This window comes from Sphingobacteriales bacterium (assembly GCA_016706405.1).
Classification (GTDB): Bacteria; Bacteroidota; Bacteroidia; order Chitinophagales; family UBA2359; genus BJ6.
The window spans coordinates 1-16,282 of sequence record JADJJT010000001.1 but is presented as its reverse complement, the minus strand read 5'-3'; the positions used below and the strand labels follow the sequence as shown (position 1 = coordinate 16,282).

Below are 16,282 nucleotides of genomic sequence, written 5' to 3'. Positions count from 1 at the left end.
CAAATTTTAAAAATAATTTTAGCCAGCCCACAAATGGCACATTTGGTTTTGCCCTACACACAAGCCAACGCTTCGCAAAACCAAAAGAGCCGTTTTTTGCCAACGCACAAATGACGGTCATTTGAAATATAGTAGATTTTTAGAAGTCGTTAATAACTATGGCAATAAAAGCAGGTCATCTAGCTTATATCTAAAACGAAAATTATCTTATTTTGTAAGTGGTAAAATGGGGCTAACCCAAACAGAAAATAATGAATGAACTATTGACAATAAAATATACATTTTCAGGACACTATTCCTTTCATTGCCGACAACTTTGGCTCAAAAAAGGATTTGACTTTGTTCAGGAAGGGCAGTCATTCAACAGCGAAGATGCTGTTGTAAAACTTGGCGTTGGTAAAAATATGGTTTCGGCAATCCGTTATTGGATGAAAGCATTTAACATCATTGACAATAAAGACAAAACAACGGAATTTGGCACAAAACTTTTTGACACAGAAAACGGCTACGACCCGTTTTTGGAAGACGACGCGAGTTTGTGGCTGCTGCACTACCAACTTGTAAAAACAGGCTTGGCTTCAACATACAGCATCATTTTCAACGAGTTTAGAAAGGAAAAGATTTTCTTCAATAAGGAAGTTTTTGTAAACTATTTAAAGCGTAAACGCGAAGCAGAACCTTCACTTCAATTCAATGACAACACAGTTGCAGACGACTTTGACGTGTTTGTAAAAATGTACCAAAGTAGTGAATCTGCAAAAGATATTGAAGACAGTTTTTCGGGTATTCTTTCCGAAATAGATTTGCTTAAAACAATCGGCAAAGGCAAAGACACGCAGTATCAGATTGAAAACAGCGACAGAGATAATTTGGAAGATGCTGTTTTGCTTTTTTCCATTTTGGACAATCCAAACTACGGACAATCAATTAGCTTAAATTCGTTGGAATACGATTATAACAGTCCGTGTTCAATTTTTGCATTGAACCGCTCAGGCTTAACAAACAAAATTTCTGAAATCGTTAATAACAACAAAAGTATCACATTTACCGACCATGCAGGAATTAAAGAGCTGCAATTTAAAGGTAGCAAACCAAACGTATACTCAATTTTAGATTCATACTATGGCAACTAATTTCACAACGTCGGTCAATATCCTTCGTGATACGGAAAGGGATTTTCACTATATCCCGACACCAAATGCCAAACAGACAGTAGGTCAAATTGTGAACGACTTCAAAAAAGGGATTCGTTCATTCAACATAATTGGAACTTATGGCACAGGGAAATCTTCGTTCCTTTTGGCTCTTGAACAAAGTGTAAAAGGTAAGGAATGTTACTTTGAAACAAACTTTCTTACAAATCCCAAAGTTGATTTTGTGAAAATTGTTGGTTCTTATACTTCAATCGTAGAACAGTTCGCAGACACATTTGAAGTAACAACAAACAAAAACAAACACGAAAATATTTTATCCGAAATTTTCAACCGCTACCATTCGGTTAGCAAAAACAACGGCATTTTGTTTTTGTTGTTAGATGAGTTCGGGAAATTTTTGGAATACGCAAGCAAACACAATCCCGAAAACGAATTGTATTTCATTCAGCAATTAGCGGAATTTTGCAACAATCCGAAATACAACATTGTTTTGATTTCTACGGTTCACCAAAGTTTTGAATCGTATGCCTACGCATTAACAAGCACACAAAAACAAGAGTGGACAAAGGTTAAAGGACGTTTCCGTGAAATTACATTCAACAACCTGTTGAACAACTTTTGTATTTGGCTTCGGAACATATTGCTATAAATGTTGAAGGCAAAGCACCAAAAGAACAAATTGATAAATGTTTGAAATTGTCTGCAGCTTCAAAAGCGTTCAATTTCAACAAAGATTTCTTGAACGAAATTTCTACGAAACTTTTTCCGCTTGATATTCTTTCAGCAAACATTCTTACGCTTTCGTTGCAACGCTATGGACAAAACGAACGTTCTTTGTTTTCATTTCTTGAATCAACCGATCATACAGGGCTAACGAAATTCAATAAACGAGAGAATCCGTTTTACAATTTGAGTTGTGTTTATGATTATCTCAATTTCAATTTTTATTCGTTTCTCACTTCAAAATACAATCCCGATTTTTCGGCTTGGAGTTCAATCCGTTCTTCGTTGGAAGAAGTTGAACGTGCATTTGACGAAAGAATAAACGATTACTCTAAAGCAATCAAAACAATTGGTTTGCTGAATATTTTTTTGGCAAGCGGAGCTATTTTAGATGAAAATTTTTTGAGCAGTTACCTTGAAACTGCTTGTGGCGTTGCTAATGCAAGAACAATCATCAAAAATCTTGAAAGTAAAAAAATAATTCATTTCCGTGCCCACAGCAAACGCTATATTCTTTTTGAAGGAACAGATTTAGACATTCAAACTGCCTTAATTGAAGCAGGAAATAAAATTTCGGAAGTAAACGATGTCACGGCTTTACTGAATAAGTATTTCCAATTCTCACCTGTCTTTGCAAAACTGTATTCTTACGAAACAGGAACACAACGTTTCTTTGAGTTTAAAATTTCTGAATATCCAATTCTCAAAGACATTCCAGCAGGAGAAATTGACGGCTTCATCAATCTTATATTCAATAGCAAAATTAAAATTGCTGAAATTCAAGAAACATCAAGAACTCAAAAAGAAGCAATTATTTATTGCTTTTTCAAAAACTCAACCGAGATAAAAAACTTATTGTTTGAGATTGAAAAAATCCAACAAGTAATTGAGGAGAACAAAGACGATAAAGTTGCAAAACGAGAACTAGAAAACATTTCAGACTCTCAAAAACGCTTACTAAATCACTATATCACAGACAGCATTTATTCAGGAAGTAAAGACGTGAAATGGTACTTCAAAGGCGAAGAAAAGAAAATTGAAGACAAAAAAGATTTTCAAAAATTGCTTTCGCAAGTTTGCAGTCTTGTTTACAAAGCAACGCCTGTTTTCAAAAACGAATTAGTAAACAAACACAAAATTTCGCCTTCAATTCACACCGCTAAACGTAACTACTTTAAAGCACTTGCGAATAATTGGGATAAAGAAAACTTAGGTTTTGAAGATGCGAAATTTCCGCCTGAAAAAACAATTTTCTTATCGCTTCTGAAAGAAAACGGTATTTCGCCAATTCGTGAAAATTCGTTTTCTGTTCCAACCATTGACAAAAAATCAAGTTTCAATGAACTTTGGAAGGCATCAGAAAAATTCATTGAAAGTGCGAAATCTGAACAAAGAAGCATTGACGAGTTTGTTTCTGTTTTGAGCAAACGACCATTGAAACTAAAACAAGGGTTTATTGATTTTTGGATTTCTACTTTTCTGTTTTTGCGTAGAGATGATTTCGCAATGTTCAACAATGACGGCTATTTACCAAGTCTGACGGACGACAACCTTGAATTGATTGCGAAAAATCCCGAAGATTATTCAATCAAAACTTTTGACATTGAAGGAGTGAAGTTGGACATCTTCAACAGCTATCGTACTTTCTTAAATATTTCAACCGAATCAAAGTTTGACAACAATTCATTCATTGAAACGATAAAACCATTCATTGTTTTTTACAAGCAGTTGCCTGAATATTCTAAGCAAACGAAACGTCTTTCGACTTCGGCTTTAAAAATTCGTACTGCTATAGCAAAGAGCATAAACCCAGAAGACACTTTCTTTGATTCATTTCCAAATGCGTTAGGGATTTCGCTTAGTGACTTGCAAAAAGACAAATCAAAACTACAAGCCTTTACAACAAACTTGCAAAATGCAGTTCGCGAGTTGCGTACTTCTTACTACGAACTTATCAAACGCTTCGAAGAGTTTATCTGCAACGAATATGTTGGACAAACAGTCGAATTTGAAGATTATAAAGAACATTTGCGTGAGCGTTTTTCTATGTTAAAAAAACATTTGCTTTTGGCAAATCAAAAAACGTTTTTACAACGAATTGATTCGAGCTTAGATGATAAAAAGGCTTGGTTAAATTCTATTGCACAAGCCGTAGTCGGCAAAACGCTTGAAAATTTCAGTGATGAAGATGAAATCTTGTTGTACGAAAAATTCAAAGCGTTGATATTAGAATTGGATAGCCTGACAAACATTTCTAAAGTCAATATAGATGAAATAAACGAAGAAGTAATAGGAGTAAAAATTGACACTTTTTTTAGTGCAATCAATCCGAAAGTTGTGCGTTTTCCGAAAAGCAAATCGGTAGAAGTTGAACAATTAAAATCAACTTTGAAGAACAAATTGGGAAGCGATAAAACATTAAACATAGCAGCAGTGTTGAATCTTTTAAAAGAATTATTGCAATGAGTAAAATAAGACATGTTTTAGGCATTTCAGGCGGCAAAGATAGTGCTGCTTTAGCTATTTATATCAAAACCAGATACCCGTCATTGGATTTGGAATTTTATTCTTGTGATACAGGTAAAGAGTTAGACGAAACCTATCAGCTTATCCAAAATCTTGAAGTTTATCTTGGTATAAAAATAAATCTTTTGAGAGCAGCAGAAAATAGTTCGGAAGTTCCGTTTGATCATTTTTTAAAAATGTACGGAGGTTATTTGCCGTCCTCTAGTGTTCGGTGGTGTACAAAAAAATTAAAACTTGAACCATTTGAAAAATATGTGGGAACAGATGATGTTGTATCCTATGTAGGTATTCGTGGAGACGAAGACCGTGAAGGATATATTTCAACGAAGAAAAACATTCAGTCAATTTTTCCTTTCAGAAAAAATATTTGGAGCGAAGATGTCATTACAAAAGTTTTATCTAATCAAAATATTGATCAAGTAATTTTATTTTCAAAAGATATTGATTTTGGAAAACATCAAGACAAAGTCGCTCAAATTGTATCAAAAAAAATCAACACCGCCTTTACCCAAGCCCAAAAACTGTGCGCTTTACTTGATACAGACGTAAAAGGCTTTAATCACTTAGAGCCTGTCTAAATTTTATTTTCTAATTCTATTAAGCATCAATTTTATCATGGCAAGTTGGATCATTGTCTGGCTCGTTTCGGTTTGGAACTCAAAGTCTTTACTCAATCTTCGATAGCTTTCGAGCCATGCAAAAGTTCTTTCAACAATCCATCTTTTTGGCAATACTTCGAATTTCGAGGCTGTATTCGATCTACTTACAACCTCAACCACCCACCCAAACGTTTTGCGGGTATTTTCAATTAACTCGCCTCTATACCCGCCATCAGCTACTATCTTTACCAATCTGCAAAACCTGCCTCTGAGGTCAGCTATAACCATTGGGGCTGATTTACTGTCATGCTCATTTGCCGCATGAACCACAACCGCTAAAAGTAGTCCCATTGTATCTACAATAATATGCCGCTTTCTGCCTTTAACTTTTTACCCCCGTCAATCCCTCTGCACAAGCCTCCGACGCTTGTTGTCTTTACGCTCTGGCTATCAATTATACCAACACTTGGCGATGAAGCCCTGCCTGCTTGCTTTCGAGTCTTATCCCTGAGTATTTCATGGATGAGTTCTATCGTCCCATCCTTCTTCCACTTGGTAAAATAGTAGTAAACAAGCTTCCATGACGGAAAATGGAACGGCAGCATGCGCCATTGACAGCCAGTTTTAAGCAAATAGAACAGCGCATTAAAAATTTCTCTTAAACTGTGTTTTCGTTTCCGTTTGTCGTCTAAAATGCCTAATATTGCACTCCATTGACTATCGGTGAGACTGCTTGGGTAGGTTTTCATTTTACTTTATGTGTTTGATTTTCATAAAGCTATGAATTATTATTTAAACGTCAAACTGATAGTCTTTTATTCACATCTCTTTTAATAACTTTTTTCCTATCAATTTTTAGGACTGGCATGCCAATTTTTAATTTTTAGACAGTCTCTAAGTATAGTTTTATACCCTAAAAATGAAAAACTTTAAAATTTAGACCCAAAAAATAGCTATAATATTTGTATAATTGAAAAAATATACTGTATCTTTGCACCGCCTAAGCAATAGGCAGTTCTTTATTTTTATGGTTTGGTAGTTCAGTTGGTTAGAATACATGCCTGTCACGCATGGGGTCGCGGGTTCGAGTCCCGTCCAGACCGCAAAGCCCATTACTTATAAAAAGTGATGGGCTTTTTGCTTTTTAAGGCAATAACAATAGGTGTTTTTACTTGGTGATTTTTATTTGTGATGAAATTTGATTTATTCAAGATTAAAAAACTTGAGGTAAAAAAATTTTGAGATAAATAATTTTATACTTATCATTGCACTAAGTTTAGTTGCGTTAATTGTAACCTGCATAGTAGAGAAAGTTTTTTCCTTTTTTAAAATTGAGTTAACCTTTTCAACACATAAGAAAAAATTAACTTTTTGGTATGTTTTTTGCCCTACGTTCATTAATTTTTTGTTACTAAAATAAAATCCTACGTCTGATAATCATTTAGCTATTTTCGATAATTACCCCAAACATAACTACCCCAATCTATGCTAAAAAAATTGTACTCATTACTTACATTTTTTGCGGCTTTTTTTGTATCTGTAAATACTTTTGTTGCTTTTGCACAAGGCCCACGCAATACCGAAGCGGCCGATGCAGTCAACTTAGAAGGCGGTATAGACTATTTTGACGCATCTTTTGATGTGGTGTTGGACTATGCCAATATAAGCACGAACCCAATTGCTATTTATATATACAGAAACGACAAGCAATGCCAGCTTACTGCCCGCGAGGTTTTATCAGACCCTGACATTAAAGCAGTGCTTACTTCGGAGAACATTATCTTTCATCCGGTAAACATGTACAGCACCGACAACAAAATAGGTTTTACTATGATGGAAAAACTCGGTAGTTCAGTATATCCTACTTTTGCTATTCTTAATTCTAATGGTGAGCCATTAGACAAGCGTGCAATTTTAAAGGGTGAGTTTACCAAAACTGATTTGCTTGAACTTTGCGAACAATCGTTAAGCATATTTAAATCTACAAATGACGATAATCAAGAACGCAAAGGGTATAACGACCTCTTTGATACCGAAACCCAATACGACTTGGGCAATCGTGACCCCGATCTTTTGATGGCATACGCCCGCAACCTTAAAACTTTTAATTATGGTTATACAACTGACTTGATAGTAGATGAATATTTTGCTTCTACTAAAAAGCAGTTTTTAGTTAACAACCACGACCATATTAATTTTGTATTTGATTTTGCAACAAATACCGACTCTGAAGCCTTTAAGCAACTAATTGAAAACAAACAACTGTTTATTGACCTTTATACCCGCGCTACCGTTGATGCCAAATTGAGGGATGCTATTGAAAATAAAATAGTAACCGCAACAGCCCAATCTGACGAAGAAACCTTCAACAAACACATTAAGCTTATAGAGAAATGCCATCTTGCCAACGAACGTGAATTTACGGCAAGCATGAACTCGGAATTTTATTCATATACCGGCAACTGGGTTGGCTACGCAAATGCCATGTTTAATTACGTGCAACAAAATCGAATAACCAAACCTGCCAAATTGATGGATATTGCTTATAATGTTGGAATTAACTTAAAATATACCCAAAGCCCCGACATTTTTGACGGCATATTAGAATGGACAAAAAATGTTGTTAAGCTTAACCCCGATGTAGCAGATTACAAAATAACCTACGGAATTTTATTGTACAAAAAGTACAAATCACCCAAAAAAGCAATAAAAATACTTACCCAAGCTAAAAAAATTGCCATGGCCAAACGCTCGTACAAAGAAGAAGAATATTGTAAACGTTTAATTACTGCTATGCAGGGTAAAAGTGTTTTACCCCAGAAACAACAAGTTGAAACAAAGAACAAATAAATATTTGTTTGTTTTAGCTAATCCTAAAAAAAACAGGTAAAGTGAGTTTTGCTTTACCTGTTTTTTATTTTTTTTTGAAAGATGGAATTGGTAAGCAGTTATAGACAAAACAGTTGGGTATTTTTTTATCCGGAAAACCCATTTACACTTCCACTTTTCGCATAAGATTGTAACTTTGCAGTATTATGTTTCACGACCTCTTCAACCAACCCCCTTTAAACGATAGTAACAACGAGAATAACGAGCAACAAGAGCCCGATATTTTAGCTAAAAACAAACAGTCAACAACCCACAAAAGAGCACCCGCTAAAAAAGCCAATAATCCGGAAGCAGAACAACTATCGCCGCCTGCTGCAAAGCAACCCACTACGCAAAAACCTCTTTTTGCCCCCATTCAAAACACCAATTACTTAGCCGAACTAAACGAAGTACAACGGGCTGCAGTTACCACCCTAAAAGGTCCGGTAATGATTATTGCCGGGCCAGGCTCGGGCAAAACTCGCGTACTAACCTATCGAATGGTGCACTTAATTAACAGCCAAATAGCACCCTGGAATATTTTATCGCTGACCTTTACCAATAAGGCTGCCCGCGAAATGAAACGCCGAATAGCCAGCCTAACCAATAACGAGGCCAGCCGACAGCTAAATATGGGTACTTTCCATAGTATTTTTGCCCGACTACTACGCATAGAGGCCGAAGCTTTAGGCTATCCTGCAAATTTTACAATTTATGACCCCGAAGATGCCAAAAGCCTAATTACAGCCATTGTAAAAGAGCTAAAACTTGACGACAAGGAACAATATAACGCAAACAGCATTTATCACCGAATTTCGTTTGCCAAAAACAAACTAATATTACCCACCGATTACAACAAAAACACCCAGCTACAACAGTACGATAATGCTACCAAACGCCCTCATTTAGGCTTGGTTTACGACCTCTATGTAAAAAGATGCAAACAAGCTGGTGCCATGGATTTTGACGATCTTTTGGTGAATATGTTCGTGCTGTTTCAAACAAATCCGGAAATTTTAGCCAAGTATCAGCAAAAATTTTCCCATATCATGGTTGATGAATTTCAGGATACAAATTATGTGCAATATACAATTTTACGCATGTTGGCAGCCCAGCACCGCAATTTATGTATTGTAGGAGACGATGCACAAAGTATTTATGCCTTTAGAGGAGCAACAATTGATAATATTTTGCACTTTGAAAAAGATTATCCGGAAAGAAAACTGTTTAAATTAGAGCAAAACTACCGCTCAACAAAACATATTGTTCAAATTTCGAACGATATAATAGCACGCAACGCCAACCAATTAGCCAAAACCGTTTGGACAGACAACGACATTGGCAGCAAACCCCGTGTAATTAATGCCGCCAGCGACAACGACGAAGGTCGCCTAATTGCCGACTCTATTGCAGAAGAACGACTGCGCAACCATTATAAAAACGAGCAAATTGCAATTTTATACCGCACCAACGCCCAATCGCGCACGCTTGAAGAAGCACTGCGCCGAAAAGGCATTCCTTACCGTATTTACGGTGGATTATCGTTTTTTCAGCGCAAAGAAATAAAAGACATGATGGCCTATTTGCGCCTTGTGGCCAACCAACACGATGAAGAAGCACTGCGCCGCGTAATTAACTACCCACTTCGCGGCATTGGCACCACCACTTTAGATAAACTTTGGGAAACTGCGGCGCAACTTAAAATATCGGTTTGGGATGCCGCCACCCAAATTACCCGCATTACAAGCATTACCGCTAAAGCCCAAAACGCCATTGCTCAATTTATTGATATGGTGCGTTATTTACAGTTACTTAGCCCTACGGTAGATGCGTATGAATTAGCAGTAAAGGCCGGAGAAAAATCGGGGTTAATACGCGAACTGCATCAAGACAAAACCGTTGAGGGTCTTAGCCGATACGAAAACCTGCAAGAACTGTTTAACTCCATCAAAGAATTTGTTGACAACCGAAAAGCAGGCGTTATAAACGAAGCCAGCGAAACCGTTGACAGCTCGTTAGGGGCTTATTTACAAGAGGTAAGCTTATATACAGATTTAGACAATGAGAACGACGAACAGGACAAAGTAAAATTAATGACAGTGCATACGGCAAAGGGCTTAGAATTTGAATGTGTTTTTATAGCCGGATTAGAAGAGCAGTTATTTCCTTCGAGGCAATCGAGCGAGCAGCCCAGCCAACTCGAAGAGGAACGCCGCTTGTTTTATGTTGCCGTTACCCGCGCCCAAAAAAAATTGTATTTGTGTAATGCGGCTAACCGTTATAGATTTGGTCAACTACAGGATTGCCAGCCAAGCCGATTTTTAAGCGAAATACCACCCGAAAGCTTAGATATAATAGGTGGTGGAATAAGAAAGCCTTCGTTTGTAACGACCAATCCGGCTTACGATGGCTTTCAAAATAGTATATCGAGCAATATACGGTTGGCGCAAAAGCAACAGCAGCAAAAAAATAGTGTAGCCGGCACTAATGTAAACAAGGGAAATTTAACTAACCTACCGCAAATTGAAAACTTTAAACCCAGCCCAGCGAATGCTATTATTTTGGGCGTAAAGGTTGCGCATCAACGATTTGGCTACGGCAAAGTTACAGCCCTTGAAGGCGAGTTTGACAAACGTATTGCCCATATCGATTTTCAACACCACGGCGAAAAACGCATGATGCTTAAATTTGCCCAATTAATGGTTGTACCCGACAAAAGTAGTTAAATAACTAAGTTTGATTTCTCTGCACAGTTTAAAAATTCAAATTACTACAGCCTATATAAATGATGTAATCCGCTTTAATAAACCAAGGCAAAATCGAAAAAATGAGCATGGTGCAAGGCGTATATAAAAAAAATTAGATCTGCTTAAAATGTGGCAAAAACCACAAAATAAACAAATCTAACTTTTCGTTTAGGATAAAACTTTAAACTGACTTATTTTAATAGTAGGCTAAACCAAATTGAAGTACAAGTTAAAGCAAAACTAATCAGCAGCTAATTGTTGTTCAGTAATACAATCTTAGCAGCTTTATTTGCGAATTCCAAGTTTTTCAATAAGTTTACGATACTCTAAAATATCGTGTGCAGCAATAAACTGAAGTAACCTTTTGCGCTGACCTACCATTTTTAACAAGGAGGCGCGGGTTGAATGGTCTTTTGGATTACTTTTTAAATGCCCTGATAAATGATTGACACGGGCAGTTAACAAAGCCACCTGGGCATGCGATGAACCGGTATTGGTTTCGCTGCCGCCATAAGTTTTAAAATATTCTTTTTTTTGTTCGGTGCTCAAATAACGCTTACTCATAACGATGGTATGATTCCGGATAAAATTAGCTAATAAATAGATTTAGAGGGCAAAGGTACGCTTTTTACTAATTGGTAGTATATTTTTTGTTTTCTTTTTTTAGTATTTTTAGCCTGCTTATAGGAGGCGGGGCAGCATGGCTTTTTAGAATTTATGGTTTTGCACAGGTGAGAAATTTAAGTTTTGGCGAATTCAATCGTTAAGTGTCAATTGACATAAGTACAATTTGACAAGTACTTAAATTAGCTTTTCTAGATAACCCACCTGAACAATTCCAATTAAGTTTTTCTTTTTTAATTTTCTTGTCACTACGTTTTTGAGCCTTAAGATTTTAAGACAATAATAGTTAGCTACTAAAATGCAGTGCCATCGGGCTGATATACATATCTGAATGTATAATATCTTGATAATGAGGTTGCATCGGGGCTTGTTGGGGCATCTTTATAGTAGCTAATAATTTCAAATTTAGCATATTTGCCATCGTGCGTTTTTACTACAAATACTTTTCCGGCGAGAGGTGTAATTAAATTAGTGGTACTATTATAATTATACCAGCCGTTGTCGCTTCCGGTTGGAATTGCGTATGTATTTGCGCCATCTTGTTTAAAAGTAGATGATTCGGGTACCTCTTTAACAGCATCCAAAGAGTTTGTTACAATACTTATAGCACCGATTCCGGTACGGATTGGCTCATCGGCAATGCCGATTAGAGTGCCTCCGTTTACTAAAATCGTAGCGCCACGAAAGGCAACATCCCATGAGTCGTCTGTTACGGTTGTTCCATGCAAAAAGCTAAACTTTATAAAGTCACCTCCTACTGGTTGCCCCTGACCACCTGTTTGTGGAGCATATAAGTTTGAAAATGTTTTTGTTTCTAATACTGGCACAAGCGTTTCTTCTTTTTTGCACGCAGCAGCCAGGCAAATTACTAAAAATAAGAAAACCGATTTGGTTAGTGTTGATTTTAACATAATTGTAAAATTTATTAACTTATAAAATTGATATATTTATTTGTGGATTTCGATTTTGGATTCTATAAATAACCAAACATTTACAAGCAAAAGCAAAAAATGATTGGGTCAAAAAGATTAAGAGCGAAAAAAATTATGAACTACTGAATAGGTCTATTTGCAAACCAAAATATTTGGTTTAGCATTAGAAGTTCAAATACTGTTTATGCCTCACTCAAAACGGTCAAAAATACTTTGTTTGATTGATGCCAAAAATGTAATTTTTAGAGACTGTCTAAAAATTAAAAATTGGCATGCCAGTCCTAAAAATTGATAGGAAAAAAGTTATTAAAAGAGATGTGAATAAAAGACTATCAGTTTGACGTTTAAATAATAATTCATAGCTTTATGAAAATCAAACACATAAAGTAAAATGAAAACCTACCCAAGCAGTCTCACCGATAGTCAATGGAGTGCAATATTAGGCATTTTAGACGACAAACGGAAACGAAAACACAGTTTAAGAGAAATTTTTAATGCGCTGTTCTATTTGCTTAAAACTGGCTGTCAATGGCGCATGCTGCCGTTCCATTTTCCGTCATGGAAGCTTGTTTACTACTATTTTACCAAGTGGAAGAAGGATGGGACGATAGAACTCATCCATGAAATACTCAGGGATAAGACTCGAAAGCAAGCAGGCAGGGCTTCATCGCCAAGTGTTGGTATAATTGATAGCCAGAGCGTAAAGACAACAAGCGTCGGAGGCTTGTGCAGAGGGATTGACGGGGGTAAAAAGTTAAAGGCAGAAAGCGGCATATTATTGTAGATACAATGGGACTACTTTTAGCGGTTGTGGTTCATGCGGCAAATGAGCATGACAGTAAATCAGCCCCAATGGTTATAGCTGACCTCAGAGGCAGGTTTTGCAGATTGGTAAAGATAGTAGCTGATGGCGGGTATAGAGGCGAGTTAATTGAAAATACCCGCAAAACGTTTGGGTGGGTGGTTGAGGTTGTAAGTAGATCGAATACAGCCTCGAAATTCGAAGTATTGCCAAAAAGATGGATTGTTGAAAGAACTTTTGCATGGCTCGAAAGCTATCGAAGATTGAGTAAAGACTTTGAGTTCCAAACCGAAACGAGCCAGACAATGATCCAACTTGCCATGATAAAATTGATGCTTAATAGAATTAGAAAATAAAATTTAGACAGGCTCTTAATATTCAGGGGGGCTATATTATTAATGTTAGGGCAACTTTTTTAAGGTCTGATTTTGGCTTGTTCGACTTAGAATCTCCTTTAAGCTTATTGAGGCCATGCTATACAAATGAGCAATTAAAAACTAAGGGCAAAACAATATTTAGGATTTCTAAAACATTGTTTCATTTTATGGCAAATTAAACATATTGAATTATTTTAGTTCTAATAATAATATTGAATTTTAGCAAAAAATTGCCTTCCGGGCAGATTAGAAATATTATTTTCATCTTTATAATCTAAGAGGTTGTTCACGCCAATTTGTCCGGAAATTTGACCTTTAAAATCTTTATTTAAGGTAATATTGGTTAAAAAATATCCTTTAACAAAATTGTCGTACCTATCAAATGCCGCATTATTATTTGAATCAAACAAGCCGTATTGGCTGCGGTAAAAAAACCTGGCACTTAGCGATGTTTTAATTAGAGGAATTAAATAGTTAATTTTAATATTTGCAATGTGTTTTGAACGGTTGTACAAGCCAAAATAGTCGCTTCGTTTTAGTTTAAAAGAGACTAAGGTAACTGGGTCGCGGGCAAATAGCTCATCCTTCTTTATTTTATCAATAACAGCTTGGTCTTTGGCAACAAGGTACTGGTAGCCCATCGAAATTGAAAAGTCTGAGCTTAGTTCATAGGTTGCATTTGTTTCTAAGCCGGTAGTATATATTTTGTTTACATTAATATACGAGAAAACGTTTTGTCCATTTGTTTTTTGTGCAATGGCTTTTGTATCAATTAAATTATTAATTCGGTTGTAAAATATATTATAGTCAATCAGGAGTTTATTTTTTTTATAGTACCCACCAAAATTAAAATTGGCCGAACTCTCGGGTTTTAATGGGTTTGAAAGGTCAACATCGTTTGTAAATAAAATTTGCCCTTGGCTTTGTAACAAAGCTAATTTTTCTAGTGCCACATTATAGCCCAAAACAGTATAACCAACTGCCAGGTTAGTAAAATCGAAATATAGCTGCCTCAAATCGGGGGCTTTGTAGCCATACCCAATGCTCATTTTTAAAGAGAAATTACTATTCCATTTATAGTTGACAGCAATTTTGGGGCTAAGTTGCGATTGATATTGATGGTGATTGTCGTATCGGAAACCAGCTAAAATATTCCATTTTTCTTTTATAAACCATTCAAACTGGCCAAAAGTGTACTCCGAGTTTAGGGTTGCTTTTTTTTCAAAATAGGTTCTATCTAAAGACTCATAATTTAAGCCAACGGCAGCTGTTATTATATTTCTTCCGAATTTATAGTGCGAGCGAATTTCGGGGCGATAAAACACTTGGTCGTAATTACTCTCTGAAAATAGTATTTTATCTTTGTCATTTAAGTATTCGTTTGCTTTATAATTTGTTGCGTATAAGTCGTAAATTAACTTCACCTTGTCTGAAACAGTTTGATTTAACAAAATCGAATTATTCCATTCTTTAATGGTCGTCTCACCAATATATCTGTCCGGGGCAATTTCTAATTTGTAATCTTGGGTTTGGCTGAAAACCCTCGCGTTGATACCTAAGTTAATTTTTTCCGAAATATTAATTTTTATTTTAGGCTGAATTGTGAAATTATAATACGGTTCTACTGTTTGCCAAAAAGTGCTTTCAGATAGGTTATAGCCGTTGGTTTTATAATAATTTCCGGATAGGTCAACGCCTACCTTTTTTTTGCCATATTCAAGCGTTGTTGACAGGTCGTGTGTATTAAACGATGCAAATTTATAATTGAGGTTTATCTTTGGTTTTGCGCTTATTTCGGTTTTTTTTGTTATAATATTTACAACGCCTGCTAATGCCTCCGAGCCATATAAACTCGAGGACGCACCCTTTACAATCTCAATTCTATCAATATTGTTAACCGAAATCCTTGTCAGGTCTATAGTTCCAGCACTTCGGCCAAACAAAGGTGCGCCGTCTATCAATATTATAACATAGTCAGCATCTAAGCCTTGCAGTTGAATACCCTCGTCGCCGCTAAAATCTGGAACTACTATCAAACCAGTTTGTTCCCTAATAATTTCATTTAAACGACTTACACCTGATTTTTGAATACTTTCTTTTGTTATTATTTGTGTTGATAGAGGTAGGGTTGTAATGCTTCTTTCCGTTCTTGTTCCAGTAACAACTATCTCACGAAGTTGATATTCTTTAATCGAATCAGTGGGGGCAAATTGAGCATTTAAAAACTGAGCATAACAAACAATTAAACCAAAAAAGTATAGCCTTGTTACATTTTTTATTAATGTCATTGTCCGGAAATTATAAAACTGTCAATAACTCTATTAATTTCTTCTTGGCTGGCATTAGTTTTCAATGCTTGTAAAACCATGTAAAGTGGTTGTCCGTCTATATCTGCCTTAAGTTTCAAGTCTTTGTTTTTCGCATATTCAGCTTCCCATTTTGTGCGTACTTTTTTCCAAAAATCTTTGTTTTTTTTCCACCAATCTCGAGCAGGTTTACACTTCGAGTCATCAACTCTCGTATATGTATTATACCCTTTTTCTTGTGCCAAAACATAGTTATTACCTTTTTCATCTCTGATTATTTTGTCGTTATCTTGGTCATGTATCCATCCATCTTTTACAATTTCATGTAAATTTGTTCTTCGGGTAATATTATAGTCGTTTCGTTGAGTGTATTCCCGCCTTGGCAACGGGGCATTGGTTGTATTTTGCCAGTAGTGGCGGTCATCGGCATGAATCCATGTAGCACTTCCCCCGTATCGCGGTTTATCGTCCACCTCAAAAACTCGTTGTGTCCACTGTCCTTGTACTTCATCTTTAGATACCACTTTTAATTTCCAGTCGTTAAATCCATTGTATTCGTACCAATTGGTATTTTCAAACAACCAATCTTGCCGCCAGTGTTTCACAATCATTCCATTTCCTACA

The 16,282-nt window shown here is 36.1% G+C and carries 8 protein-coding genes, 1 tRNA gene and 3 pseudogenes; 7 read left to right on the top strand and 5 right to left on the bottom strand.

Annotation, left to right across the window (positions count from 1 at the left end; all coding sequences use genetic code 11):
* Nucleotides 1-251: 251 nt before the first annotated feature.
* The 3 genes and pseudogenes from IPI59_00060 (at nt 252) to IPI59_00050 (ending at nt 4,981) form a co-directional block, all read left to right on the top strand.
* Entirely contained in the window at nt 252-1,133 is an 882-nt protein-coding gene (locus IPI59_00060) for a DUF4007 family protein (GenBank protein ID MBK7525970.1), read from the top strand.
* Nucleotides 1,123-4,343 (top strand): annotated as a pseudogene (locus IPI59_00055) (hypothetical protein). The gene IPI59_00060 and the pseudogene IPI59_00055 overlap by 11 nt, the downstream one beginning before the upstream one ends.
* A complete protein-coding gene (locus tag IPI59_00050; protein MBK7525969.1) occupies nt 4,340-4,981 on the top strand; it encodes a phosphoadenosine phosphosulfate reductase family protein in 642 nt (213 codons plus the stop codon). The pseudogene IPI59_00055 and the gene IPI59_00050 overlap by 4 nt, the downstream one beginning before the upstream one ends.
* Nucleotides 4,982-4,984: 3 nt before the next feature.
* Here IPI59_00050 and IPI59_00045 read toward each other — a convergent pair.
* Nucleotides 4,985-5,751 (bottom strand): annotated as a pseudogene (locus IPI59_00045) (IS5 family transposase).
* 280 nt (nt 5,752-6,031) lie between these two features.
* On the opposite strand from IPI59_00045, the gene IPI59_00040 reads away from it, so the two are divergent.
* The 3 genes from IPI59_00040 (at nt 6,032) to IPI59_00030 (ending at nt 10,596) form a co-directional block, all read left to right on the top strand.
* Nucleotides 6,032-6,105: transfer RNA gene (locus tag IPI59_00040), tRNA-Asp, on the top strand.
* A 382-nt stretch (nt 6,106-6,487) separates the two neighbouring features.
* Nucleotides 6,488-7,852 carry a hypothetical protein gene (locus IPI59_00035; protein ID MBK7525968.1) on the top strand — a complete coding sequence of 455 codons (1,365 nt, stop codon included), beginning with the start codon at nt 6,488-6,490 and terminating at the stop codon, nt 7,850-7,852.
* Nucleotides 7,853-8,037: 185 nt separating this feature from the next.
* Nucleotides 8,038-10,596 carry a UvrD-helicase domain-containing protein gene (locus tag IPI59_00030; GenBank protein ID MBK7525967.1) on the top strand — a complete coding sequence of 853 codons (2,559 nt, stop codon included), beginning with the start codon at nt 8,038-8,040 and terminating at the stop codon, nt 10,594-10,596.
* A 306-nt stretch (nt 10,597-10,902) separates the two neighbouring features.
* Here IPI59_00030 and rpsO read toward each other — a convergent pair whose 3' ends face one another.
* Together rpsO and IPI59_00020 are read right to left on the bottom strand one after the other, a co-directional pair.
* Complete coding sequence (gene rpsO / locus IPI59_00025) at nt 10,903-11,181, bottom strand: 30S ribosomal protein S15 (protein MBK7525966.1); 279 nt, start codon at nt 11,179-11,181, stop codon at nt 10,903-10,905.
* Nucleotides 11,182-11,534: 353 nt separating this feature from the next.
* Nucleotides 11,535-12,152 carry an HmuY family protein gene (locus IPI59_00020; protein ID MBK7525965.1) on the bottom strand — a complete coding sequence of 206 codons (618 nt, stop codon included), beginning with the start codon at nt 12,150-12,152 and terminating at the stop codon, nt 11,535-11,537.
* A 412-nt stretch (nt 12,153-12,564) separates the two neighbouring features.
* On the opposite strand from IPI59_00020, the pseudogene IPI59_00015 reads away from it, so the two are divergent.
* Nucleotides 12,565-13,331 (top strand): annotated as a pseudogene (locus tag IPI59_00015) (IS5 family transposase).
* Between the two features lie 221 nt (nt 13,332-13,552).
* Here IPI59_00015 and IPI59_00010 read toward each other — a convergent pair.
* Nucleotides 13,553-15,640, bottom strand: a complete 2,088-nt coding sequence (locus IPI59_00010; protein ID MBK7525964.1) for a TonB-dependent receptor — start codon at nt 15,638-15,640, stop codon at nt 13,553-13,555.
* A partial coding sequence (locus tag IPI59_00005) for a hypothetical protein (protein ID MBK7525963.1) occupies nt 15,637-16,282 on the bottom strand: 646 nt, incomplete at its 5' end. The genes IPI59_00010 and IPI59_00005, both read right to left, overlap by 4 nt.

Coding starts and splice junctions, on each gene's coding strand:
- IPI59_00060 (MBK7525970.1), top strand. CDS start 252: ATGAATGAACTATTGACAATAAAATATACATTTTCAGGACACTATTCC.
- IPI59_00050 (MBK7525969.1), top strand. CDS start 4,340: ATGAGTAAAATAAGACATGTTTTAGGCATTTCAGGCGGCAAAGATAGT.
- IPI59_00035 (MBK7525968.1), top strand. CDS start 6,488: ATGCTAAAAAAATTGTACTCATTACTTACATTTTTTGCGGCTTTTTTT.
- IPI59_00030 (MBK7525967.1), top strand. CDS start 8,038: ATGTTTCACGACCTCTTCAACCAACCCCCTTTAAACGATAGTAACAAC.
- rpsO (MBK7525966.1), bottom strand. CDS start 11,181: ATGAGTAAGCGTTATTTGAGCACCGAACAAAAAAAAGAATATTTTAAA.
- IPI59_00020 (MBK7525965.1), bottom strand. CDS start 12,152: ATGTTAAAATCAACACTAACCAAATCGGTTTTCTTATTTTTAGTAATT.
- IPI59_00010 (MBK7525964.1), bottom strand. CDS start 15,640: ATGACATTAATAAAAAATGTAACAAGGCTATACTTTTTTGGTTTAATT.